Below are 24,139 nucleotides of genomic sequence, written 5' to 3' on the forward strand. Positions count from 1 at the left end.
AATTCAACTATGGTAAGATCAACTTTAACTTTATTGGCCCTATTTAATGTGGCTATACTGTTTCCGGGTAAAGCAATGTCCCAGAACAGTGAAGGGCGGGAGTTTAACGGTAAGTATCAAAAGGAATATCTGGATAAGATTGCATTTCCTATAGGGGGAATCGGCGCCGGAATGTTCTGTTTGGAGGGAACCGGTGCCATTTCGCATGTGTCTCTCAGACACCATCCTGATGTGATGAATGAGCCGTATACCTTTGCTGCGATTTATGTAAAGGGGGTTGAGAACGGAGCAAAGGTATTGGAAGGGCAGGTTCCGACTTGGAAGTTATTTGGTCCTGCACAGAGTGGTTTAGGTAGGGGAGACAAGACGTACGGTCTTCCACGCTTTGAAGAAGCGGTATTCCAGGCACGTTTCCCTTTTGCAACTGTAGATTTGAAAGACAAGGATATGCCTTTGGCTGCAAAGATTACGGGTTGGAGTCCTTTCATTCCGACGGATGCGGACAATTCCAGCTTACCGGTTGGAGTACTGGAATATCAGTTTACAAACACTTCCGATAAGGCTATCGAAACCGTGTTTTCTTATAATACCAAAAATTTCATTGATGGTCAGGGTACTATCCGAGGAGTAAAGAACGGGTTTGTTTTAGAATCCGATCAGAACAACAGTGGGCTAGCTATTTATGTGGACAATGCTGCTGCTGTTGTAGACCATTGTTGGTTCCGTGGTGCCTGGTTCGATCCGCAGACTGTGGTTTGGGATAATATTCGCTATGGGCGGATCGCTGATAAGCAGCCGGTTAAGGGTGTTGCTCCGGGAGCGTCTGTTTATGTTCCGCTGACGTTGCAGCCGGGAGAGACAAAAACAGTCAAGGTAAACTTCTGCTGGTATCTGCCCGATTCAAACCTTTCTATCGGTGGTGCCAGAAAGGTAGGACAGGCATTTACGGGGATGCCCTGCAAGGGAACGGCTTCCGGTCAGCAACCTGTGAGCGGCTTTGTCGGCAAGCAGTTGCTGAACTCGTTCGATAAGGGTGGAGATGGACTGACGGGTATTATTCAGTCTCCTGAGTTCAATATTGGGAAAAGATATCTGAAGTTTCTGGTAGGTGGAGGCAGTCAGGCTGACCGTACTTCTGTAAATCTTGTAGTAGACGGAAAGATTGTAGAGACGGCGGTCGGAAATCAGACGGAGACTCTGAGTGAAACCGTATGGGATTTGAAACCTTATCAAGGAAAGAAGGCTTTTGTGAAAGTCATTGATTTGGATGTTTATCCGTGGGGACATATTCTGGCCGACCAGTTTGTGTTGACAGACAATAGGAATGAAGATATTTACAACTTGTCTTCTACATCCACCTTACTTGCCGATTTTGAAAGTAACAGTTGGGGAGACTGGCAGGTTGTGGATTCTTCTGAAGAAGAAAAACAATTCCTGGCAGATGAAGGAGATGTCGAAGCTACCTACAGACCTTGGTACTCGGAGCGTTTCAAGAGTTTGAATGAGGTTATCGGCTATTGGGATGCAAATCAGGCGATGCTGGAAAAGAACAGCCGGCTGTTCAGTGATGCATTCTATAGTTCCTCTTTGCCGGCAGAAGTACTGGAGGCTGTTGCTGCTAATTTAACTATATTGAAATCTCCTACGGTATTGCGTCAATGGGATGGAAGATTTTGGGCTTGGGAAGGATGCCAGGATTCTTTTGGCTCTTGTCACGGAAGTTGTACGCATGTGTGGAATTATGCACAGGCTTTGCCCCATTTGTTCCCGTCTTTGGAAAGAACCTTGCGTGAAACGGAATTTAGGGTAAGCCAGAATACGGAAGGACACCAGAATTTTAGAGTCAACTTGCCTATTTCGGCACCGCCTCACAACTTCCATGCTGCTGCCGACGGACAGTTGGGTGGGATTATGAAAATTTACCGTGAATGGCGTATCAGCGGGGATACACAGTGGATGAAAGACCTTTTCCCGGCAGTGAAAAAGAGTCTTGACTATTGCATCCGTACATGGGACCCCTTGCATAAGGGCTATCTTGAAGAGCCGCACCACAATACTTATGACATCGAGTTCTGGGGACCGGACGGCATGTGTACAAGTTTCTATTTGGGAGCTTTGACTGCGTTTATAGAGATGGGCAAGGAGCTGAAGCAACCCGTTAAGGAATATACGGCCCTGCTGTCAAAAGGCAAGAAATACATGGAAACTGCACTCTTCGATGGAGAATATTTCATACAGAAAATTCAGTGGGAAGGGCTTCAGGCTCCCAATCCGGTTGATGTAATGTCTTTCGGGGGAAGTTATTCCGAAGAGGCCCTGAAATTGCTGAAGGAAGAAGGGCCAAAATACCAATACGGTACCGGTTGTCTGTCCGATGGAATTTTAGGGATGTGGATGGCTTCCGTATGCGGACTGGATGAAGTGCTGGACAATGAAAAGGTCAGGAGCCATCTGGTGGCCGTACACAAATACAATCTGAAACATGACTTGGTAGACCATTTCAATCCTCAAAGACCGGTGTATGCTTGTGGTAAGGATGGCGGATTATTGCTTTGCACATGGCCGAAGGGTGGTATGCTGTCACTGCCTTTTGTATACAGCAATGAAGTCTGGACCGGTATCGAATATCAGGTTGCCAGTCATTTGATGATGAAAGGTGAGGTGGAAAAGGGCTTGGATATTGTCCGTGAATGCCGTGAGAGATATGATGGAAGAGTAAGAAACCCATTCAATGAGATAGAGTGCGGCCACTGGTATGCACGTGCCATGGCAAGCTATGGAATGTTGCAGGGGCTTACAGGAGTGCGGTATGATGCTGTTGACAAAACCATGTACATCAATTCTAAGATTGGTGATTTCAAAAGTTTCATCAGTACTGATACCGGTTTCGGAACTATTGAATGGAAAGCAGGAAAGCCTGTGTTGAACGTGGTTTATGGCAACATTGATGTGAAACGCTATAATGTTTCAGGCAAGATTGTGGATTGAGGTCAATTAGGATAGGGATGTACAATCAAAGACAGATTAAGATGACAGAGAAGAAGAAACTTCTTGTTTTGTGTGTTGCACTATTTTGTTTTATAGCTGTTTCTGCACAGCAGAGAATGTCTGTATCGTCTCTTGACGGAAAACTTAGATTTTCTCTGAAAGTAACGCCGGAGAGTGTTTCATATGACATCGACTATAGGAAGCAGCCTCTTATAACAAATTCTTTGCTTGGTTTCAGCTTTGATAGCGGAGAGTTCGGAAGGAATCTTAAAGCAGGAAAGGTGCAGCGTAAAAAGATTGATGAGACATACAAGCTCATTGTCGGCAAGACAAGTAGTGTACGTAGCCGTTGCAATGAAATGACCGTTCCCATGCAGGAACGGTCAGATTCCGGCCGTCTGATAAACCTGGTTGTAAGGGCATTCGATGACGGGATAGCATTCAGATATGAATTTCCGGAACAGAAAGCATGGGATTCATACGTGATGTATGATGAAAGGACACAGTTCAACTTGCAAGGAAACCCGATGGCGTTGCTCATGTACCTGCCCGGGTATGTGAATACACACGAAGGGGTATACAGTCATGTAAGATATGACAAGGTGGCAAGGAAAAGGCTGATAGAGATGCCGGCGACATTCGAGTTCGACAACGGGGTGGCAGTGGCTATAACTGAAGCGGCCATAAGGGACTATGCGGGAATGTACCTGGTGAAGGAGAAGGGTGGACTGGTGGGAAAGCTCTCGCCAAAACTGGGGCAGGAGAAGATAAAGGTCGAGACAGACAGTTTCCCGCACCGTACCCCGTGGCGCGTAATCTCCGTTGCAGACCGGGTGGGAGGATTGCTGGAGACGAATATACTAACAAGCCTGAACGAGCCCTGCAGGATTGAAGACACTTCATGGATTAAGCCTTGCAGGACCACGTTCACATGGTGGAACGGGAATGTCGTGCCGGACAGCACGTTCTCTCCGGGAAACAACTTCGATACAAACAAGTACTACATCGATTTTGCAGCACGCAATGGCTTGGATGCACATGGAATCTACGGATATGCGGAGACTCCTTGGTACTATGATGACAACTTCAATTTCGGATGGGCGGGACCCAATGCGGACGTTACAAAACCGATACCGTGCCTGAACATGCCGAGAATTGTGGAATATGCAAGGAGCAAGGGGGTTGGCATACATCTGTGGGTACACTGGAGACCGTTGTACGACAAACTCGAAGAAGCCTTTGCGCTCTATGAGGGATGGGGGGTCAGGGGACTCATGGTGGACTTCATGGACCGCAATGACCAAGAGATGATACGCATTCAAGAAGAGATACTGGAATGTGCGGCAAGACACAGACTGTTCATACAGTTCCATGGGTCGAGCAAGCCTTCCGGACTGGTAAGGACGTATCCGAATGAATTCACACGGGAAGGGACACTCAACTATGAAGTATGCAAATGGGACACGCTGGTGAATGCGGACCATGACATTGCGATACCCTTCACCAGGATGCTGGCGGGAGCGACGGACTATCACCTGGGAGGGTTCAGGGCACTGCCGCGCTCGGAGTTCAAGATACAGTATGTAAATCCTCATGTAATGAGCACGCGCTGCCATATGTTGGCCATGTATGTGGTTTTGGAAAACCATCTTACCTCGTTGTGCGATACGCCAAAGGCTTATGAAGGTCAACCGGGGTTCGAGGTGCTCCGTACCGTGCCGGGAACGTGGGATGAGATAAGAGTTCCGCTGGCAAGGATGAATGAGCATGTCACGGTGGCCCGCAGGAGCGGTTCGGACTGGTGGGTAGGCTCGCTGAACAACGGTACGGAAAGGGATCTGAAATTGGAATTGGACTTCCTTAGTGAGGGGGACTACCAGGCAACGATCTATACCGATGCGGAGGATGTGGAGCGGAATCCAAACAATCTGGACAGACAGGTACGGAAAGTTACAAGGAAGGATATCATTGAACTGAATCTGGCAAAGGATGGAGGAGCGCTATTACATATCAGAAGGTTATAAGGGTGATGTTTATCAGTTGAAATTGTATTTCAATCAGTTGTTAGTTTGTTAGGATAAGAAGATTGTTCCAGGATAATATTTTTAATCAATGGATTTATAGCATGAACAGAAGAAATTTTATAAAGAGAGTGGGCCTTTTGGGGGCAGGATATGCGCTGAATAAAAACTTGATGTTTGCGAATTCAGGCGTAGCTTCGACAGCTACCTCTTTTTCGTCGTTTCCAACAGTAAGGAAGCCTATATCGGAAAGGAACTTCAAAAGTCCTGCCATTGAAAAGGCCATTGCTACTTTTAAACAGAAGGTCAAGAATGAAGAACTGGGCTGGCTGTTTGGGAATTGTTTTCCGAATACGTTGGACACAACCGTTTTTTATTCAGAAAAGGATGGCCGACCGGATACATATGTGATTACCGGTGATATTGATGCCATGTGGTTAAGGGATAGTTCTGCCCAAGTATATCCGTATTTGGATTTCATGTCTGAAGATAAGAACCTGCAAAGACTGATAATTGGCGTTATCAATAAGCAGACCTCCTTTATATTGAAGGATCCGTATGCCAATGCCTTTTATGATGATGATACGAAGTATACAAGATGGAACAGCGATCATACGGAGATGAAACCGGGTATTCATGAGCGTAAATACGAGTTGGATTCGCTTTGCTATCCCATTCGCCTGGCATATGGATACTGGAAAAAGACAAATGATGCTTCTCCTTTCGATGCGCAATGGAAGAAGGCGATAGAAACCATTTTAAGAGTCTGCAAGGAACAGCAGAGAAAACATGGTAACGGGCCTTATAGCTTTCGCAGAACTTCGGAATGGGCTATAGATGCTGTTCCTATGGGTGGAGTGGGCTATAAAGTAAATCCGGTCGGATTGATTTGTTCTACTTTCAGGCCTAGTGATGATGCCACTATCTTTCCTTTTCTCGTCCCGTCCAATTTCTTTGCGGTGGCCAGTTTGAGGCAGGCTTCCGAAATGGTTCAAAAGATAACCAAAGACAATGTATTGGCTGATGAACTGTTGACGTTGAGTAAAGAAGTTTATAATGCTTTACAGACGTATGCCGTGGTGAATCATCCGAAGTTCGGTAAAATCTATGCTTTTGAAATAGATGGCTTTGGATCGGCTTATCTTAGTGATGATGCCAACGTCCCTAATCTGCTGGCGTTACCCTATCTGGGTGGTGTTGATAGTGATGATGCAATTTATGCCAATACCAGAAGATTCGTGTGGTCGGAATACAATCCTTATTTCTTTAAAGGCTCTTATTTTGAAGGGATAGGAGGACATCATATTGGTACAGACATGATATGGCCGATGAGTCTGATAATGAAAGCCCTGACCGCTCAAAACGATGAAGAGTTACAGCAATGTATCCGGATGCTCCAGAAAACGCATGCCGGTACCGGATTCATGCACGAGTCATTCCACAAGGATGACCCCAAGAAATTCACAAGGAGCTGGTTTGCATGGGCCAATACATTGTTTGGAGAATTGCTGTGGAAAACATTCAATGAGAAACCCTATTTATTGGAATACTAATCATCTAATTAATCAATGTAAACAAAAAATCATGAGAAGAATTACAAAATTCAGTTTGTTGCTTTCCCTTGTTTTGGGATTGTACTTTCCTGCTGTTTTTGCACAGTCGAACATGACGAATGAAATGTTTGACTTGGCAAAGTTGAAATCGGGTGTAAAGAACAAAAGAATCTCCAGTACAGACCCTACCGGAGGCAACAGAGATCATCTGGAACCTTTCAAGCCGGGTGAGAAACGTATCATTGCAGACATCAAGGGAGCAGGGGCCATCAACCATATTTGGGTAACCATTGCGCCTCCTCCTCCCACGTTGAGCAGAAATGATATTATTATCCGTATGTATTGGGATGGCAACGATTATCCCTCTGTAGAGTCTCCTATCGGACCTTTCTTTGGGCAAGGATGGGACGAAAGATATAATTATGCATCATTGCCTCTTTCATCAGGTCCTGAAAACGGTACCGGAATGTCTTGCTACTTTACCATGCCTTTTGAAAAGGGAGCACGTATTGAAATCGAGAATCAAAGTGACAGGAATATCGATGCCTTCTATTTCTATGTAGATTATCTGGAAATGGACAAGCTTCCCAAAGATATGGGCAGATTCCATGCGTGGTACAACCATAACCTCACGGAGGCCCTTCCCGAAGGTGAAACGGAATGGGGGCTTACCGGAGAGCAGAAACCGAATACTACCGGTAAGGACAATTACGTGTTTGTAGAGACACAAGGAAAAGGTCATTTCGTTGGTATTAACTACTATGTACACTGTCCTACTACTATGTGGTATGGTGAAGGGGATGATATGTGGTTCATTGACGGAGAAAAAACACCTTCATTGATAGGAACGGGTACGGAAGATTTTTTCAATACTTCCTGGTGTCCTAAAGAGGCATTCTCGCATCCTTATTTCGGGTATCCTCGTGTAAATAATGACATCGGCTGGTTGGGACGTACCCATGTTTACCGCTTCTTCATAGCTGATCCCATCTTCTTTGAGAAGAGTGTTAAAGGAACGATAGAGCATGGTTCTAATAATAATTTGACGTTGGATTTAGCAACCGTTGCCTATTGGTATCAAGATTCAGCCGTTGCTCTTCCAGAAGCTCCTACGAAAGCACAAAGAGCACCGAAGCCTTTCATCAATCACATGGACATACATCGTTGGCGTGACGCTTGGCGTAAGTCCAAGGGTAACAAAGCCACTCTGTGGGGCAACGAGTAAGCTTTGGTAGCGCTCTTTTCTATACATTCATAGGCTGATATTTATATCCGGGGTCTTGCCACTATAGTGGCAAGACTGTGCCTCTATATTGGCAAAGTTGTGCCACTATAATGGCACGACTATGGAAGAATAGTTCTACGGAGCAGCAAATTCAATAAATCATTAATAAAGGTACGAAATGAAGAATATTCCCAAAAAGCAATTTGTGGGCTGGATGCTGATGCTACTGTTGTGCATCAGTAGCTCGGCATTTGCCCAGTCGCCTAAGAAGGTGACCGGACGTGTGATGGATGCACAGGGTGAGTTGCTCATCGGTGTGAACGTGACGGAGGCGGCAGACCCCTCCAATGGTGTGGTGACGGACATCAACGGTACGTATACGATTACGTTGAAAAGTAATAAGCCGTCATTGAGGTTCTCTTATATCGGCTTCAAGGACAAAGTGGTAGCGGTAGGTTCCAAAGGAGTGCTTGATGTAGCTTTGGAAGAAGACGTGGCAGCCCTTGATGAAGTGGTGGTAGTGGGCTTCGGAACGCAGAAGAAAGCTTCTGTGGTCGGCTCCATCACCAATATCGAGCCTGCCAAGCTTGCCGCGGCTCCCAGCCGTTCGCTCAGTAACAACCTGGCGGGTATGGTTCCCGGTGTGATTGCGGTTCAGCGTAGTGGTGACCCTTGGTTCAATAACTCCGACTTCTGGATTCGTGGTATCAGTAGCTTTACCGGCAATACTAATCCGCTGGTATTGGTGGACGGCGTCGAGCGTTCGCTCCACGACATCGATCCTGAAGAAATCGCCTCCTTCTCCGTGTTGAAGGATGCCGCCGCTAGTGCCGTCTACGGTGTGCGCGGTGCCAACGGTGTAGTGATGATTGAGACCAAGCGTGGTAAGATTGGAAAGCCGCAGGTGAACGTCCGCTTCGAACACTCCTTTACGCAACCCATCAAGATACCCGATTACATCGGCAGTGTGAAGTATCTGGAATTGATTAACGAAATGTATGCCGAGCAAGGTAGAGCCCCCTTTGCCAGCGAAGCCACCTTGCTGAACTACAAGAATCAGACCGACCCGGAACTCTATCCCGATGTGAATTGGTGGGACATCATCTCCAAAGACCATGCAGACAACACGAAGGCAAACGTTAGCGTCAACGGTGGTACGGACATCCTTCGCTATGCGTTGGTGGCAGGATATTACAATGAGAACGGTATTATTGAACGCGACAAGAACCAGGAGTGGGACTCTTCCCTGAAGGTGAGCCGATATACGGTACGTTCCAATGTAGATGTGAATGTGACTCCCACTACCTTGTTCCGTGCCAATGTGGGCGTGTTCCTGCAAACCCGTAACGCTCCTCCGGGAGACACGGAAACCAATCAGGGCATTTTCTATCAAGCCATGCGTGTACCTCCTTACGTGCATCCGGCCATCTATGCCGATGGACGCATTCCCCGTGTGATGCACAAAGAGAACCCTTGGGCGTGGGCCACACAGCGTGGATACGAAAAACTAAACCACAATAAGATTGAATCCCTAGTATCGTTGGAACAGGATTTGAAGTTCATCACACCGGGACTGAAGTTCAAGGGAACCTTCTCTTTTGACAAGTTCTCGGCAACTTCCGTGACACGTTCCAAGAACCCCTATTACTACAATCCCGCCACCGCACGCGATGCAGAGGGCAACATCATCACTGATGTGCAGACCACCGGACAAGAGTTCCTGGGCTATGAAAAAGGAGCTAAATGGGGCGATCAGTCCATCTATCTGGAAGGAATGTTCTCGTACAACCGCATTTTCGGCAAAGTGCACGATGTGAACGCCATGTTCCTCTACAACCAGAAGGAGTATGACAATGGTGATGCGCTTCCCTATCGTACCCAAGGCATAGCCGGAAGATTCTCTTATACTTACGACAGCCGCTATGTTGCCGAGCTGAACTTCGGTTACAACGGCTCCGAGAACTTTGCCAAAGGCAAGCGCTTCGGCTTCTTCCCCGCCGTGGCGTTGGGATGGATTGTATCTTCCGAGAAATTCATGGAGCCGGTTTCCGATGTCATCTCCAACTTGAAGCTGAGAGCTACTTGGGGTAAGGCCGGTAACAGTAACATTGGTGGTAACAGACGTTTCGCCTATATTTCTACCATTGTCAATACCGGTTCGTACAGATGGGGTACAGATGCGGAAATCTATCGCCTTGGACGTTCGGAAGGCGAAATCGGTGTGAACAACTTGACATGGGAAACCGTGACCAAGATGAATGCCGGTATCGACTTAGGTCTATGGAATGGTAGCGTGAACCTCGTAGTGGATGTGTTCAAGGAAAAGCGCGATGACATCTTCATGCAGCGTAAGAATGTGCCTGGTTCTGCCGGATTCAACCGCCCTGTTTGGGCCAATTATGGCAAGGTCGATAATCAGGGATTTGATGTGTCTTTGAATGTCAACCACAAGTTCAATAGCGATTGGGCCATTTCCGCTATGGCAAACTATACCTACGCACACAATAAGGTTGTGGAAATAGACGAACCTGCCGCCATCTTGGATACATACCGTTCGCAAACTGGTAAACCTGTAGGGCAATTGTTTGGCTTGATAGCGGAAAGGCTCTTTACGGAAGATGATTTCGATGAAAACGGTATGCTTAAGGAAGGGATTCCCGCACAAAAATTCAGTGATATGAGCAACCTGCGTCCCGGTGACATTAAATACAAGGATTTGAACGGGGATGGTGAAGTGACCGCAGTAGATGCAACAGCCATTGGCGGTACACGTATTCCCGAGATTGTCTATGGTTTTGGAGCTACGGTAAGCTACAAGTCGTTCGATTTGGGAGTATTCTTCCAAGGAACAGGTAAAACCTACCAGCTCCTGGGCGGAGAGACCTGGTTACCGGGTTCCTCTTTAGGTGCCGGTAACATCTATTCGAATATTGACGACCGTTGGACACCCGAAAATCCGAGGCAAGATGTATTCTGGCCCCGTATGGGAGACAAGGCTGTGGCAAACAATGAACAAGCTTCCACATGGTGGTTGCGTGACATGAGTTTCCTGCGCTTGAAGAATCTGGAACTTGGATATACCCTTCCGCAACGTTGGACTACCAAAATTGGCATCCGCGGCTGCCGTTTGTTTGCAAGAGGAACCAATCTGCTGACGTTTTCCGACTTCAAGCTTTGGGATCCCGAACTGGAAACTACCGATGGATTGAGATACCCGCAGATGAAATCTGTATCAGTGGGCTTTAGCATCAATTTCAACAATTAATCAAGATACGAAGAAAATGAAAAAATATAAATCTATAGTAAAAGCTGTCTTATTGTCGTGCACCCTGGCATTGACAACAAGTTGCAACGATTTCTTGGATAAAGCTCCCGATGACCAGCTTACCATGGAGATGATTTTCACGGATAAGATAAGGACCGAAGACTGGTTGGCAGGTGTCTATTCATCTATTCCCAGCCCCATGTGGGGGTATTTCAAGGCACAGGGCTATAACATCATGGGCGATGATATCACCATTCCCCAAGACTGGTCGCCGTATGGGTGGGGCAATGTGTATGCCTACACCACCGGAAACTGGAGTCCTATCTCTACATGGGACCCCTATTATTGGGTAGAATTGCACAAGCGCATACGTTCCGGCCTTATCTTCTTGCAAGAGGCAAAAGTTCTTCCGGAAAAAGACCTGACGGAATCTTATGTCAACCAGATGAAGTACGAAGTCCGCTTCCTGATAGCCTACTATTACTCTTTGATGATTGAGTTGTATGGTGCCATACCGTTTACTCCCGGTGTGCTTGTTTCCGTCGATGCGCCCGAATCGGAGATGATGACTTCCCAAAGACCCTATGCCGAAGTGGTAGATTGGATTGACAAAGAGCTGCTGGAAGTGTCAGAACATCTGCCCGCTGTCTATCCCAACAATACCGATTGGGGCAGGGCCACCTCTATCATGGCTTTGGCAATACGTGCCAAAACGTTGCTATTTGCCGCAAGCCCGTTGTTCAACGGAAATCCGGACCTCAAGGACTGGAAGAATTCGGAAGGAGAATTCCTTTTTGATGCCGAAGCCAAGCCGGAAAGATGGGAAAAGGCTGCCAAAGCTCATCTGGACTTGATAAAGGCAGCCGAAGCAGCCGGACATAAGCTGTACTATGAATATAATGTGGATGGAAGCATCGACCCCTTCATGTCTTACTACAACATGTCGTTGAAACGCTTCTCAGAAGGCAACAAGGAGATTCTTTTCGGACGCCCCGAAAATGTGGACCTGAACTACTGGCAGGCTCATCATCTGCCGAAAGGTATCGGTGGAAATGCCGCTATGGGTGTCACTCAGGAGCTGGTGGACGCTTTTTATATGAAGAACGGTGAAATGCCTATATTGGGATATAACGAGGATGGTTCGCCCATTATCAACCCGGAATCGGGGTATGTGGAAAACGGATTCTCTACCAATACAGAGTATAGAACCACGAAGTGGCCGGGCGGCGGACCTTCGAACCTTGCCAATAAAGAAACCGGTGTAAGCCCGGTAACAGAAGAAGGTACCTACAACATGTATTGCAACCGGGAGCCTCGCTTCTATGTTTCCGTCATCTATAATGGCGCATGGCTGGGAGTTGATAACCGTCGTGTGGACTTCCTTCAAGGAGGCCGTGATACGGATATGACTTTCGACTCTCCGCAGAACGGTTATAATGTCCGTAAGCGAATCTCTTTGGATGTACTTCCCAGAGATGGAAAGTATGTATATCAGCCGGGTATCTTATACAGAATGGCTGAAGCGTATTTGGGCTATGCGGAAGCATTGAACGAGTCTTCGCCAGCTCCCACTCCCGATGTATATAAGTATGTGAACTTGATTCGTGAACGTGCCGGAATTCCCGCTTTGAAGGAAGGGCTGAGTAAGGAAGAAATGCGTGCCGCCATTCAGCAAGAACGTCGGGTAGAGTTCAATTGTGAAGGTATCCGTTTCCATGACCTCCGTCGTTGGAAGATTGCCGACAAATACCTGGGCGGCAAGCTTTATGGTATGAATCATGACGGTTCTGAGAAGAGCGATGATGTGAACAATCCGAAGGCTTTTTATAAGAGAACTTACTATAAGAGCCGTACCTTCAACAAAAGAATGTATTTATGGCCCGTTCCGCAGGCTCAGATGGACATCAACCCCAATTTGAGACAAGCTCCCGGATATTAATAAATAATTAGAGAACAAGTATGAAATCAATAAAATTCATTTTTAGTGCGATGACATTGGCATTTGCTGCATTGACATCCTGTTCGGATGATAACAGTGTGGACTTGTCCAATCGTAAGTTTGTACGTATTGACCAATCATCGGTTTATTTGGAGATTGACGAAACTGCCACAGTTACCGCTTCTGTTGATGACCTGGCAGGCGATTCCTATCAGTTGAAGTGGAGTGTCCTCAACTCCGATGTGGCTACCATTGAAGGTGTGGAAAATAATGCAGCTGTAATTACACCTGCTGCTGTTGGAAAAACGGTCATCAAGGTAGAAACGGCTGATGGCAAGTTGTGCTACTTTAGCGACTTGACTGTTACCAAGACTCCTAAGACGTGTTACATTGACTTTGGTGTCATTGATTCTCCGGCTCCGTTTAACAACTATAGGAATCCCAGAGACCCCGGATTGGTAAATATGCTCGACCATAGAGGTCGTCCTACTACTTTCGGCATCGAGGTGGACAAACCGTTTTCCGGAGAATTGGCTCGCGGTTTGAATAATAATTTGGGTCTTCCAAAAACAGCTTCTGAGGATATGTTTTTCAGCGACGGTATTGCTATTCCGCTCAGTGGATTTAAGGTGACAGGTCTCTCTCAAGGAACAAAATATACGTTCAGTTTCTATGGTCACATCAATGACCGTGGAACTGAAACCGAGTTCCATGTAATCGGAAAGAACGATGGCGTTGCTTATTTGGTTAATGACGATAATTTCGATAGAACGGTAGAGATTAAGGGTATTGAGCCTAATGACGAAGGTGTTGTTTATATCGAAATGAAACCGGGCCCGAACAATGTACAATGGGCCAAATTCTTTGGCGTAAATACCATGGTACTTTCAGAAGAGGAGAATTGATGTGGTTTTATAGACCATAATCCTTTCTATTGAAATAATACTGTCAGTGAGGAGAGATACCGTTTAAACAGGCATTCTCTCCTTGCCTTTTTAAAAAACATATAGTAAAATAGTTTATGAAAATTAATTTGAAAGAAGTTTCTGTTTTCTTGTCTGCCATTCTATTGGCAGGCTCGTATGCCGTGGCTCAGAACCCATACAGATGGACGGATGAGCTGGAGTTATTGAAAAGAGTGGATAAATTGCCGGAGTATCGCACTGGCTCTTATGTGGAGCAGTTCTCGAGTTACGACCGTACCGGAGGCAATGATGATGGTTTTGCGGGTACTTATTCTTTCCTTCGTAAGGAAGGTGATAAGTTGGTGATTGCTGAGATGGAAGGCCCCGGAGTCATCAACCGAATCTGGACTCCTACACCGACGGACAATATGCTCTATTTCTATTTTGATGGACAGAAAGAGCCCGGTCTGAAAATAAAGTTCTCGGATTTGTTTTCCGGTAAGGTTTATCCGTTTACAAAGCCCGTTTGTGGCAATGAAATCGGTGGTTTTTATTGTTATCTGCCCATTACGTATAAAAAGTCCTGTAAAATTGTTTTCGATGGACCTAAATTGGAATTCATTCAGATACAATACCGTAACCTGCCGGGAAAGAAGGTGGAAACCTATACCGGTGAATTCTCACAGCAGGATAAGGATTTGTTGGCTGAGGTGAATAGAATATGGGCTGACTTGTCTCCTGCTGTAACGAATTATACCTTTGGAAAATCAGCTGGTGTACAGACGGAAGAAAAGGTATTTACACTGAGTCCGGGAGAAGAAGTTTCTTTCTTTGAGATGGCAGAACCGGGACGTATTGTAGGTATGTCGATTGATGGCGGAACATCTTTCGAAGGTTTATACAAAGATGTGATTCTTTCAGCTAAATGGGATAATGAGAAGGTGGAGGCTATTTATGCCCCCGTTGCTGATTTTTTTGGATATGCCTATGGAAAAGGAGCAATGCGGAGTATCTTAATGGGTAAGCAAGGTACTTCCAACTACTGCTATCTGCCAATGCCTTTTGACAAGTCAGCTTCTATGAAGATGATTTATAAAAAGAGAGAAGGTATTCAGCAATCTCCTATTTCTGTAAACGTTAAAGTGTACTATAACAGTAATAAGCGTAATGTGAAGGAAGAGGGTAAGTTCTATTCTGTATGGCGTAGAGAGAAAACTCCTCTCGGCATTTTCCATAAGTTTGCTGCACAAAAAGGAAAAGGACATTATGTAGGAACCATCCATCAGGCACAAGGCCTGCGTCCGGGAATGACCTTGTTCTTCGAAGGGGACGACAGCACTTACGTAGATAATAAAATGCGTCTGCACGGCACCGGTTCCGAAGACTATTACAACGGTGGCTGGTATGCTTTATTGGATCGTTGGGACAGAGGAAACAGCCTCCCTCTCCATGGTTGTCTGGATTATTCACTTCCGATGGCCAGAACCGGTGGATACCGTTTCTTCTTGGCCGACAAAATGTCCTATGAGAAGGAAATCTATCATGGAATGGAACATGGTGAAGTAAAAAATAATTTCCCGGTAGATTATACATCTGTTGGATTCTTCTATGCAGCCCAGCCATTGCAAGGCAGAGAAGAGCCTACTGCTGAATTACGCACTGTATATCAGCCGACAGAACATATTTATTTCCCTCAATTGATGCAGCTGAGTCTTGGTGGAGGTGTCCAGGTAACAAATGAGCGTGGAATCCGTATGACCACCCAGCATGGAGGAGTAGTGCGCATCATGCTGAACGATGTGCCCGAAGGAAAATATAAAGTGCTGATAAACTATTTCGAGAAACCGAATGGTGCCGATTTCCAGGTTTGGCAACGCCAGAAGCAACTGTCCGGATGGATCTCTACTAAGAAGGACAAAGAAGTGTCTAAAGACAGAGTACATGTAGGAGACATCAATTTGACGGAACAAACCAATTCGGTCACTTTCCATGTGAGAAATAATAACGGTGGGGACCAGTTTGAACTGGGACTGATTATCCTGGAAAGAATAAAGGAATAGATGTGGGAATGTGTACTTGTATATGGAATTGATAAGAATGAGAACTAAACAAATTTTACTGTTCGGGCTTGTTACCTGTAGTTTGACGGGCAATATGGCTTGTAAGGATGCTGATAGTGAAAAAACGCTGTGTATTGATAATGTACGCATGATATCCCGTGTCACGGGTGATCCTTTGCCGGGAGATACATTGCTGAATCCCAATAATACCGGACCTGACTTTGATGTATATGGAACGGATTTGGGGTTAATGTGGCATATGGATGGAAACCGTGTGGGCATGTTTTTCGGAGATACCAGTGGAGAAGGTTTTGTCGTGAATAAAAATGGTGGCAATGGTTCCAACTGGCGTTCCAACGTACTGGCTTTTTCATCGGATACAGAGCTTACAGACGGTCTTAAAATAGATTCAATGCTGCTTGATGCCGATGGTAAGGCGCTTGAGGTATGTGCGGGCGGTAAGACGAATCCGGAGGTATACCAGACTTCCATCCCTACGAGTGCTATTCGGGCCGGTAAAACGGATTGTGTCCATATTATGAACATCTATGATTGGGGAGCGCCTCATGGACGCTGGCTTACCAATTTTTCTTCTGTCTATACTTCCAATGATGACGGTCGGACATGGGAGCGGCGTGAAGAGGTGACTTTTTCTCCCGACAGTCATTTTTCGCAAGTGGCTTATGCCAAACGTGACGGATGGATTTATATGCTTGGCACACAGGCCGGACGTGGTGATGCTGCGTATCTGGCGCGTTTCCTTGAGAAAGATCTTCTGGATATGAAGGCCTATGAATACTGGAATGGTGAAAGTAAAGAGTGGATACGTGGAAATGAGGCTGCCGCTACTCCGGTATTGAGAGGTCCCGTAGGAGAAGCGTCGCTGATATGGCACAAGAAGTTTGAGCGTTGGATTCTGACTTATAATTATGATCCGAATCATGACGAGACTCCTTTGACCAAAAGGCATGCCATTCTTTATTGTACATCGAAGGATCTCGTCCAGTGGAGCGAGCCGAAAGTATTGGCAGAAGCGGACAGATATCCAGCTTTGTATTGCGCTTACATACATCCGTTGAAAGACAATGATGACCAGCTTTGGTTCATCATGTCCATGTGGGGGCCATACAATGCTTTCCTGATGTGTGCCGATATGAAGCTGGAATAATAATCACTTGACTTGAATTGGATATGAAGCTTAGGAATTTATTTTTATTAATAGCTCTCTCGTTACCGGTTTGCTTGTCTGCACAGACAAGCAAACAAATCTATCTGCAACGAGCCGATTCTTTGCTTCAGCAGATACTTACTCTCTATAAAGTGGAGAAGTATGGCCTGCTGACGGAAACTTATCCAAGAAACCCGGAGCAGAGAATTACATATACGGCCAATACCGGCGCTGTTGTTAACCAGCAGGAGGTCTCTTTCTTGTGGCCTTATTCAGCCTTGGTATCCGGTTGTGTTTCTTTGTATAAGGTTTCCGGGCAAAAGAAGTACAGAAAACTGATGGACCGGCAGATAAAGCCGGGACTGGACCTTTATTGGGACTCTACCCGGATTCCCCATTGTTACCAGTCGTATCCGGCTTTTGCAGGTCATAATGATCGTTATTACGATGACAATGACTGGGTGGCCATTGATTTCTGTGATTACTATGAACGGACTGGTGACAAGGAGTATCTGGAAAAAGCCATCCAGCTGCATGACTATATTTATTCCGGATGGTCCGAAGAGTTGGGGGGAGGAATCTATTGGTGCGAACAGAAGAAAGAATCAAAAAACACTTGTTCGAATGCTCCGGCTACTGTTCTCTGTATGAGGCTGTTTAAGTTGACTAAGGATGCAAAATACCTTGAGCAAGCTAAGAAGACCTATCAATGGACCCGTGACAATCTTTGTGACCCTTCTGACTTTGTATATTGGGACAACAAGAATTTGCAGGGAAAAGTGGATCCGGCCAAATATACTTATAACAGCGGGCAGATGATTCAGGCCGGTGTACTTCTCTATCAGGTAACTGGAGAGAAGCGTTACCTGAAGGAAGCGCAGCAGACAGCCGAGGGTGCCTGCCGTTTCTTTCTGAAGGTACAGCCTATCGCAACAGGAGAGATGAAATTCTTTCCGGCAACTCCTTGGTTTAATGTAATCTTGTTCAGAGGTTTGAAGGCGCTATATCTGGTTGATAGGAATGAGGCGTACATAAAGACCATGATTGCGAATGCGGATTATGCTTGGAACTATGCGCGTGATGAGAATGGCTTGTTTAGTAATGATTGGTCGGGAAACAGAAAAGAGCAGTTCAAGAGTCTACTGGAGAATGCCTGTATGATTGAGCTTTTCGCCGAGATCAGCGAACTGCAATAAATAAAACCTTTAAACACAATAAATAAACAGAAAATGAAAAAACAGATTGCAGTATTGGTATCTGCCTTGCTATTGGGTGGCGGTGCCTATGCTCAAAATAGTGTGCAGGCGCAAAAGCCGAAAGCCTACATGGTGTCTGATGCACATTTGGACACACAGTGGAACTGGGATATCCAGACCACAATCAAGGATTATGTGTGGAATACGATCAGCCAGAATCTGTTTCTGCTGAAGCAGTATCCGGAATATATTTTTAATTTTGAAGGAGGTGTGAAATATGCTTGGATGAAGGAATATTATCCGGCGCAATACGAAGAGATGAAGAAATTCATAGAGAGCGGCCGTTGGCATATCAGCGGAGCCAGCTGGGATGCCACTGATACACTGGTTCCTTCCATAGAGTCTGCGATTCGTAACATCATGCTTGGTCAGAATTATTATCGGAAGGAATTTGGTGTGGAAAGCACTGACATCTTTTTGCCGGATTGTTTCGGTTTTGGCTGGACACTTCCTGCCATTGCGTCCCATTGCGGACTGATCGGCTTCTCCTCCCAGAAGTTGCAGTGGCGCAACAAACCGTTCTACGGCAACGACAAATATCCTTTCACTGTCGGCTTATGGCAAGGTATAGACGGCTCTACCATCATGATGACTCATGGATATGATTATAACCAACGTTTTGAGGACGGGGACCTGTCGGAAAACAAGGACTTGTTGGAATTGACCGGCCACTCTCCGCTTCACATGGTCTACCGCTATTACGGTACGGGAGACATAGGTGGTTCACCTACATTGGAGTCTGTACGTGCCGTAGAGAAAGGCCTGCAAGGCAATGGTCCGTTGCAGATTGTCAGTGCCACGAGTGACCGGATATATAAAGACTTCCAGCCTTACGCAAGCCATCCGGAACTGCCCAAGTTCAACGGTGAACTGTTGATGGATGTTCACGGTACCGGATGTTATACTTCCCAGGCTGCCATGAAGCTGTACAACCGTCAGAATGAGCTTTTGGGGGATGCAGCGGAACGCTCCTCCGTTGTAGCCGAATGGCTGAACCAAGCTTCCTATCCCGGAGCTGCATTGACTGAGAACTGGCAGCGTTTCATTTTCCATCAGTTCCATGATGACCTTACGGGAACAAGTATACCGCGGGCTTATGAATTCTCATGGAATGACGAGTTGATTTCCCTCAAGCAGTTCTCCGGTATTCTTACTTCCTCCATTGACGCTGTGGCAAGAAAGATGGATACCAGGGTGAAAGGGATACCGGTGGTGCTTTACAATGCGCTTGGATTCCAGGTTGCCGATATGGCAGAGGTGGAACTTGCCTTGCCAAAGAAACCGAAAGGGATTACCGTATATGATATGAATGGCCGGAAAGTGGCCGCCCAATTGCTGTCCTATGCTGACGGTAAAGCCAGACTCTTGATAGAGGCTATTGTGCCCGCTACCGGTTATGCGGTATATGATGTCCGTACTTCTGGTCCGTCGGCTGACACCCGGGTATCTGTGGATTCCAATGCATTGGAGAATTCCATTTATAAGATAACGCTGGATACAAAGGGTGATATCGTTTCGTTGTTTGACAAGAAGAACGGCAAGGAGCTGGTGAAACCCGGTAAATCCATTCGTCTGGCACTCTTCACGCAGAACAAGTCCTACATGTGGCCTGCTTGGGAGATCTTGAAGGAGACTATAGACCGGGAACCGGTTTCCATCACAGAGGATGTGAAGATGACACTGGTGGAGGATGGTGAGCTGCGCAAGTCACTCTGCATCGAGAAACGTTATGGAGAGTCACTCTTCAAGCAGTACATCCGTTTGTATGAGGGTAGCCGTGCCGACCGCATAGACTTTTACAATGAGGTGGACTGGCAGTTGTCCAATGCTTTATTGAAGGCCGAATTTCCTTTGAACATGGCAAATACGGAAGCCACCTACGATTTGGGACTTGGAAGTGTGAGGCGGGGCAACAATACGGAGACTGCCTACGAAGTCTATGCACAGTATTGGGCCGATTTGACTGACCGTAGTGGAAACTATGGCATATCTGTCTTGAATGACAGCAAATACGGCTGGGACAAGCCGGACGACAACACCCTCCGCCTGACCCTGCTGCATACCCCCGAAACAGACAAGGATTATGCTTACCAGAACCGCCAGGACTTCGGGCATCATTGCTTTACATACAGTCTGGTGGGTCATGCCGGTGGACTTGACAAGGCTGTCACCATAGAGAAGGCGGAGATATTGAACCAGAAGCTGAAAGCTTTCCGTACCGATAAACATAGGGGTACATTGGGTAAGGAGTTCTCTTTCGTCTCTTCCAATAACCGCAATGTCATTATCAAGGCATTGAAGAAAGCCGAGAACTCGGATGAGTATGTAGTGCGTGTCTATGAGATAGGCGGTGAGAAGGTGCAGGATGCGGTACTTTCTTTTGCAGGCGAAATTGCCAGTGCCTACGAAGCGGATGGCACTGAAAAGAGTATCGGTTCGGCCGAATTCAGTGGAAACGGGCTGTCTGTAAGTATAAAGCCTTATTCTATAAAGACATTCAAGGTACGTTTGAAGTCATCGGGCGAGGACGCTTATCAATTGCAGTATGCCTCTTTACCGTTGTCCTATAACTGTAAATGTTCCTCATTCAACGAGTTCCGCGGTGAAGCTGATTTTGAGTCGGGTTATTCGTTTGCGGCAGAACTGTTGCCCGAATCCCTGACTGTAAACGGGATTCCTTTCCAGCTCGGCGAGAAAGATGCCGCCAACGGAATGACGTGCAATGGTGATACTATTGTTCTACCGGAAGGTAAAAAGTATAATAAACTGTATTTTCTGGCTGCCGCTACGGACGGGGACTATGCCGCCACTTTCCGGTGCGGAGGGAACAAGAGTGAGGTCATTGTACCTTCCTATACCGGATTTGTCGGACAGTGGGGACATTCGGGACATACCAAAGGTTATCTGAAGGATGCCGAAGTGGCTTATGTGGGAACTCACCGCCACTCTCCTACAGCCGATGAGGCCTATGAGTTTACCTATATGTTCAAGTTCGGTGTCGATATTCCGGCAGGTGCTGCCAGCCTTATACTTCCGAAGAATGAAAAGGTTGTTCTTTTTGCTGCCACATTGGTGGAGGAAACTCTGAAACCCGTCCAGGTTGCCACTAGCTTGTTCCATACAGCCATCCGTGACAATGAGATGGAGTTGAACAGTGTGGAGGTGGAAAAAGAAAACCTGTTGAAGGGTGCGAAGATTATCGCCTATTCCGGCTATTTTAATGATAATGAGAAGCCCGAACGTATCGTTGACGGGGATGTCGATACCAAATGGTGTGAAGTGGGAAGTGCGTTGAACTATGTGGATTTTGATTTGGGTGAGGCGAAAACTGTGAGCGGTTGGAAACTGGTGAATGCAGGCCGTGAGGACAAAGGGTACATTACTTCCGCTTGCTTCCTGCAAGGCAGAAACAGCCAGACTGAAGAATGGAAGACACTTGACAATATAGATGGAAACCGGCAGAATGTCGTATCACGTATGATTGACACTCCGGCGCAGGTACGCTATGTACGCTTGATGATAACCCGTCCTATGCAGCATGCAGGAGGAAGGGTGTTACGCATCAATGAGATGGAGATTTACTAAAATAATCGGTTATGATGAAAAAACTAGTTTTTGTAATTCAGTTGATATTTCTCTATAGCGGTTTGGCTATGGCCGACCCGGTTATCTCTCTTAAGACATTGTTGCATGAGATGACAGACCGTTCCGTGCTGGCGCGTTGGCCCGAAAATGCCTATACGTGTAAGCAGTTCAGCAGCTACGACCGTAGTTCGCATAACATGACGGATAAGCGTGCCTGGTTTGGTAATTTCGACCAAGGACAGTTTATCCGCCAGGAAGAGAACGGAGGGAGGACGGAATATGTGATGATGGATGCCGAAGGCCCCGGTGCCATGGTTCGTTTCTGGATGACTTTCTCCGGCATAAATCGGGGACAAGGGACTCTGCGTATCTACATAGACAATGAGGAAAAACCGGTAATTGAAGGCAATGTACGTGATATATTGAGCGGACAAGTCCTTTGTGGAGAACCTCTTTCAACTTCAGTACCCGATGAGGCTCCGATGGAAGAAAGAGGGCATAATTTATATTTGCCCATACCTTATGCCAAGCGGTGCAAGGTGACTATCGAATCGCCGGACTTGAAGATTACTCCGGAGGGGAAAATTGAGAGTAAGACCATTGTATACTATGCTATCAATTACCGCACTTATACTTCTCCGGTCAAGGTGATTTCTTTCTCGGCCAAAGAGTTGAAGAAGAATGCCCGGCTGATAGCTGCTGTCAATAAGAAGCTGTCGGAAGGAACACCTGGTATTGATACTCCGCTTGCGGGAGGAGAAAGTACGCTCAATTTGGCGACTTCTCTGGCTCCGGGTGAAAGCCGTAGTTTTACGATTGACGGCTCTCGTGCCATTCGTCGTCTTTCGATGCGGATTGATGCTGATGACCGTCGCCAAGCACTTCGCTCTACGGTCTTGTCCATTGCCTTTGATGGGGAACCAACTGTCTGGGCTCCGGTCGGTGAGTTTTTTGGGGTAGGCTATTATCCCGTTGCAACTGGTACGTGGTATACGCGGGCCGTACAGGATGATGTGATGAGTGCATGGTGGGTGATGCCTTTCGAGCGGAACTGTACGATTACCTTGACCAATTATGGGGAACAGCCGGTGGAGATATCCAAGGCTGCTGCAGTTAGTGGAAAGTGGCAGTGGGATGAGCGCTCCATGCACTTTGGTACCACATGGCAGCAGTTTACGCATATCCATGCCCGGGGCGATGAGTTTGCCCAGGACCTTACGTTTGCCGATCTTAAAGGTAGGGGCGTGTATGTGGGAGATGCGGTTACTGTCTATAACCCCAACTTGGGTTGGTGGGGAGAAGGAGATGAAAAGGTGTATGTGGACGGTGAAACCTTTCCGTCACACTTTGGAACGGGTACAGAAGATTATTATGGCTATGCCTGGGGGCGCTATGAACCGTGGATAAACCATCCTTTTGTTGCCCAACCCATAGGAGATGGTTGTTATGCTCACATAGGTTTGGCGCAGAATACCCGTGTTCGTAGTTTGGATGCGATTCCGTTTACCCGGAGCCTGCGCTTTGACATGGAGTTATTCGATTGGTCGAATATACACCTTAATTATGCTCCGATAACCTTCTGGTATATGCTTCCCGGAGGCGAAATACAGCCGAAACCCTTTGTGAGCGATGTACGCGAACGGGTTGCCAACCAACCGTCAGATATTTTCGGTTCAGGGATGAGTCTGGTTGTGGAGGGCGAAGTCATGCAGCCTCGTCCGGGGCATATGGGTTCCGTTGAATTGCAGACCAACTTCCACCCCTTGTGGAGTGAGGGTATGCAGCTCTACTGGAAAGAGTTTAAACCGGGAGATAAGCTGTCATTGGTTTTTGACAGTGAAGTGGAAGGAACTTATTATGCGAAAATACAGTTCACTGTGGCGCCTGATTATGGTACATTTGCCCTTCGTATAAATGATAAGGTGATTACTCCGGAAGTCAGTCTGACCAATGGAGAAGTGTCTCTGCTTCTGGTGAATCTTGGACGGGTCAATTTGGAAAAAGGAAAGAATGAGTTGCAGATTGAGTCGATTGCACTGGCTCCGGGACATGATACCGGTTTCTTTGGGATTGATAAGTTGACTCTTCGCAAATAATTCTGTAGACGTCTCTATCGCAGGGATTGTACTTGTATGGATAGCTTTGGATAAATAAAAGTCCAAGGCTATCTTTTT

Annotated in this window: 12 protein-coding genes; all 12 read left to right on the forward strand. The window is 46.5% G+C overall.

Annotation, left to right across the window (positions count from 1 at the left end; translation table 11 throughout):
• The first annotated feature begins 9 nt into the window (after positions 1–9).
• The 12 genes from DWZ03_RS08090 to DWZ03_RS08145 all read left to right on the forward strand — a co-directional run bounded on the left by DWZ03_RS08090 (position 10) and on the right by DWZ03_RS08145 (position 24,061).
• Positions 10–2,988 carry a GH116 family glycosyl hydrolase gene (locus DWZ03_RS08090; protein ID WP_243634952.1) on the forward strand — a complete coding sequence of 993 codons (2,979 nt, stop codon included), beginning with the start codon at positions 10–12 and terminating at the stop codon, positions 2,986–2,988.
• A gap of 41 nt (positions 2,989–3,029) precedes the next feature.
• Complete coding sequence (locus tag DWZ03_RS08095) at positions 3,030–5,012, forward strand: glycoside hydrolase family 97 protein (protein WP_120129542.1); 1,983 nt, start codon at positions 3,030–3,032, stop codon at positions 5,010–5,012.
• A 101-nt stretch (positions 5,013–5,113) separates the two neighbouring features.
• Positions 5,114–6,562, forward strand: a complete 1,449-nt coding sequence (locus DWZ03_RS08100; protein WP_087332903.1) for a glycoside hydrolase family 125 protein — start codon at positions 5,114–5,116, stop codon at positions 6,560–6,562.
• A gap of 31 nt (positions 6,563–6,593) precedes the next feature.
• Positions 6,594–7,787 carry a glycoside hydrolase family 172 protein gene (locus DWZ03_RS08105; protein WP_044468754.1) on the forward strand — a complete coding sequence of 398 codons (1,194 nt, stop codon included), beginning with the start codon at positions 6,594–6,596 and terminating at the stop codon, positions 7,785–7,787.
• Positions 7,788–7,965: 178 nt separating this feature from the next.
• Positions 7,966–11,052, forward strand: coding sequence for a SusC/RagA family TonB-linked outer membrane protein (locus tag DWZ03_RS08110; RefSeq protein WP_117749407.1), 3,087 nt, complete (start codon positions 7,966–7,968; stop codon positions 11,050–11,052).
• Positions 11,053–11,068: 16 nt separating this feature from the next.
• Positions 11,069–12,991: a RagB/SusD family nutrient uptake outer membrane protein gene (locus DWZ03_RS08115; RefSeq protein ID WP_044467322.1), complete on the forward strand. Its 1,923-nt coding sequence runs from the start codon at positions 11,069–11,071 to the stop codon at positions 12,989–12,991.
• 20 nt (positions 12,992–13,011) lie between these two features.
• A complete protein-coding gene (locus DWZ03_RS08120) occupies positions 13,012–13,896 on the forward strand; it encodes an Ig-like domain-containing protein (RefSeq protein ID WP_044467321.1) in 885 nt (294 codons plus the stop codon).
• A gap of 116 nt (positions 13,897–14,012) precedes the next feature.
• On the forward strand, positions 14,013–15,956 hold the full coding sequence (locus tag DWZ03_RS08125; RefSeq protein ID WP_005833956.1) for a glycoside hydrolase family 172 protein: 1,944 nt from the start codon (positions 14,013–14,015) through the stop codon (positions 15,954–15,956).
• A gap of 22 nt (positions 15,957–15,978) precedes the next feature.
• Positions 15,979–17,124 carry a DUF4185 domain-containing protein gene (locus tag DWZ03_RS08130; RefSeq protein ID WP_005833955.1) on the forward strand — a complete coding sequence of 382 codons (1,146 nt, stop codon included), beginning with the start codon at positions 15,979–15,981 and terminating at the stop codon, positions 17,122–17,124.
• Between the two features lie 23 nt (positions 17,125–17,147).
• Entirely contained in the window at positions 17,148–18,320 is a 1,173-nt protein-coding gene (locus DWZ03_RS08135) for a glycoside hydrolase family 76 protein (RefSeq protein ID WP_057097374.1), read from the forward strand.
• Between the two features lie 33 nt (positions 18,321–18,353).
• Complete coding sequence (locus DWZ03_RS08140) at positions 18,354–21,965, forward strand: glycoside hydrolase family 38 C-terminal domain-containing protein (protein WP_120129545.1); 3,612 nt, start codon at positions 18,354–18,356, stop codon at positions 21,963–21,965.
• Between the two features lie 11 nt (positions 21,966–21,976).
• Positions 21,977–24,061, forward strand: a complete 2,085-nt coding sequence (locus DWZ03_RS08145) for a DUF2961 domain-containing protein (RefSeq protein ID WP_120129548.1) — start codon at positions 21,977–21,979, stop codon at positions 24,059–24,061.
• Positions 24,062–24,139: the final 78 nt, after the last annotated feature.

It is taken from the genome of Bacteroides sp. AF29-11 (assembly GCF_003602895.1).
GTDB classification, from domain to species: Bacteria; Bacteroidota; Bacteroidia; order Bacteroidales; family Bacteroidaceae; genus Bacteroides; species Bacteroides uniformis.

Excerpts from the sequence above, each read along its gene's own strand:
- DWZ03_RS08090 (WP_243634952.1), top strand. The coding sequence starts at position 10 with ATGGTAAGATCAACTTTAACTTTATTGGCCCTATTTAATGTGGCTATA.
- DWZ03_RS08095 (WP_120129542.1), top strand. The coding sequence starts at position 3,030 with ATGACAGAGAAGAAGAAACTTCTTGTTTTGTGTGTTGCACTATTTTGT.
- DWZ03_RS08100 (WP_087332903.1), top strand. The coding sequence starts at position 5,114 with ATGAACAGAAGAAATTTTATAAAGAGAGTGGGCCTTTTGGGGGCAGGA.
- DWZ03_RS08105 (WP_044468754.1), top strand. The coding sequence starts at position 6,594 with ATGAGAAGAATTACAAAATTCAGTTTGTTGCTTTCCCTTGTTTTGGGA.
- DWZ03_RS08110 (WP_117749407.1), top strand. The coding sequence starts at position 7,966 with ATGAAGAATATTCCCAAAAAGCAATTTGTGGGCTGGATGCTGATGCTA.
- DWZ03_RS08115 (WP_044467322.1), top strand. The coding sequence starts at position 11,069 with ATGAAAAAATATAAATCTATAGTAAAAGCTGTCTTATTGTCGTGCACC.
- DWZ03_RS08120 (WP_044467321.1), top strand. The coding sequence starts at position 13,012 with ATGAAATCAATAAAATTCATTTTTAGTGCGATGACATTGGCATTTGCT.
- DWZ03_RS08125 (WP_005833956.1), top strand. The coding sequence starts at position 14,013 with ATGAAAATTAATTTGAAAGAAGTTTCTGTTTTCTTGTCTGCCATTCTA.
- DWZ03_RS08130 (WP_005833955.1), top strand. The coding sequence starts at position 15,979 with ATGGAATTGATAAGAATGAGAACTAAACAAATTTTACTGTTCGGGCTT.
- DWZ03_RS08135 (WP_057097374.1), top strand. The coding sequence starts at position 17,148 with ATGAAGCTTAGGAATTTATTTTTATTAATAGCTCTCTCGTTACCGGTT.
- DWZ03_RS08140 (WP_120129545.1), top strand. The coding sequence starts at position 18,354 with ATGAAAAAACAGATTGCAGTATTGGTATCTGCCTTGCTATTGGGTGGC.
- DWZ03_RS08145 (WP_120129548.1), top strand. The coding sequence starts at position 21,977 with ATGATGAAAAAACTAGTTTTTGTAATTCAGTTGATATTTCTCTATAGC.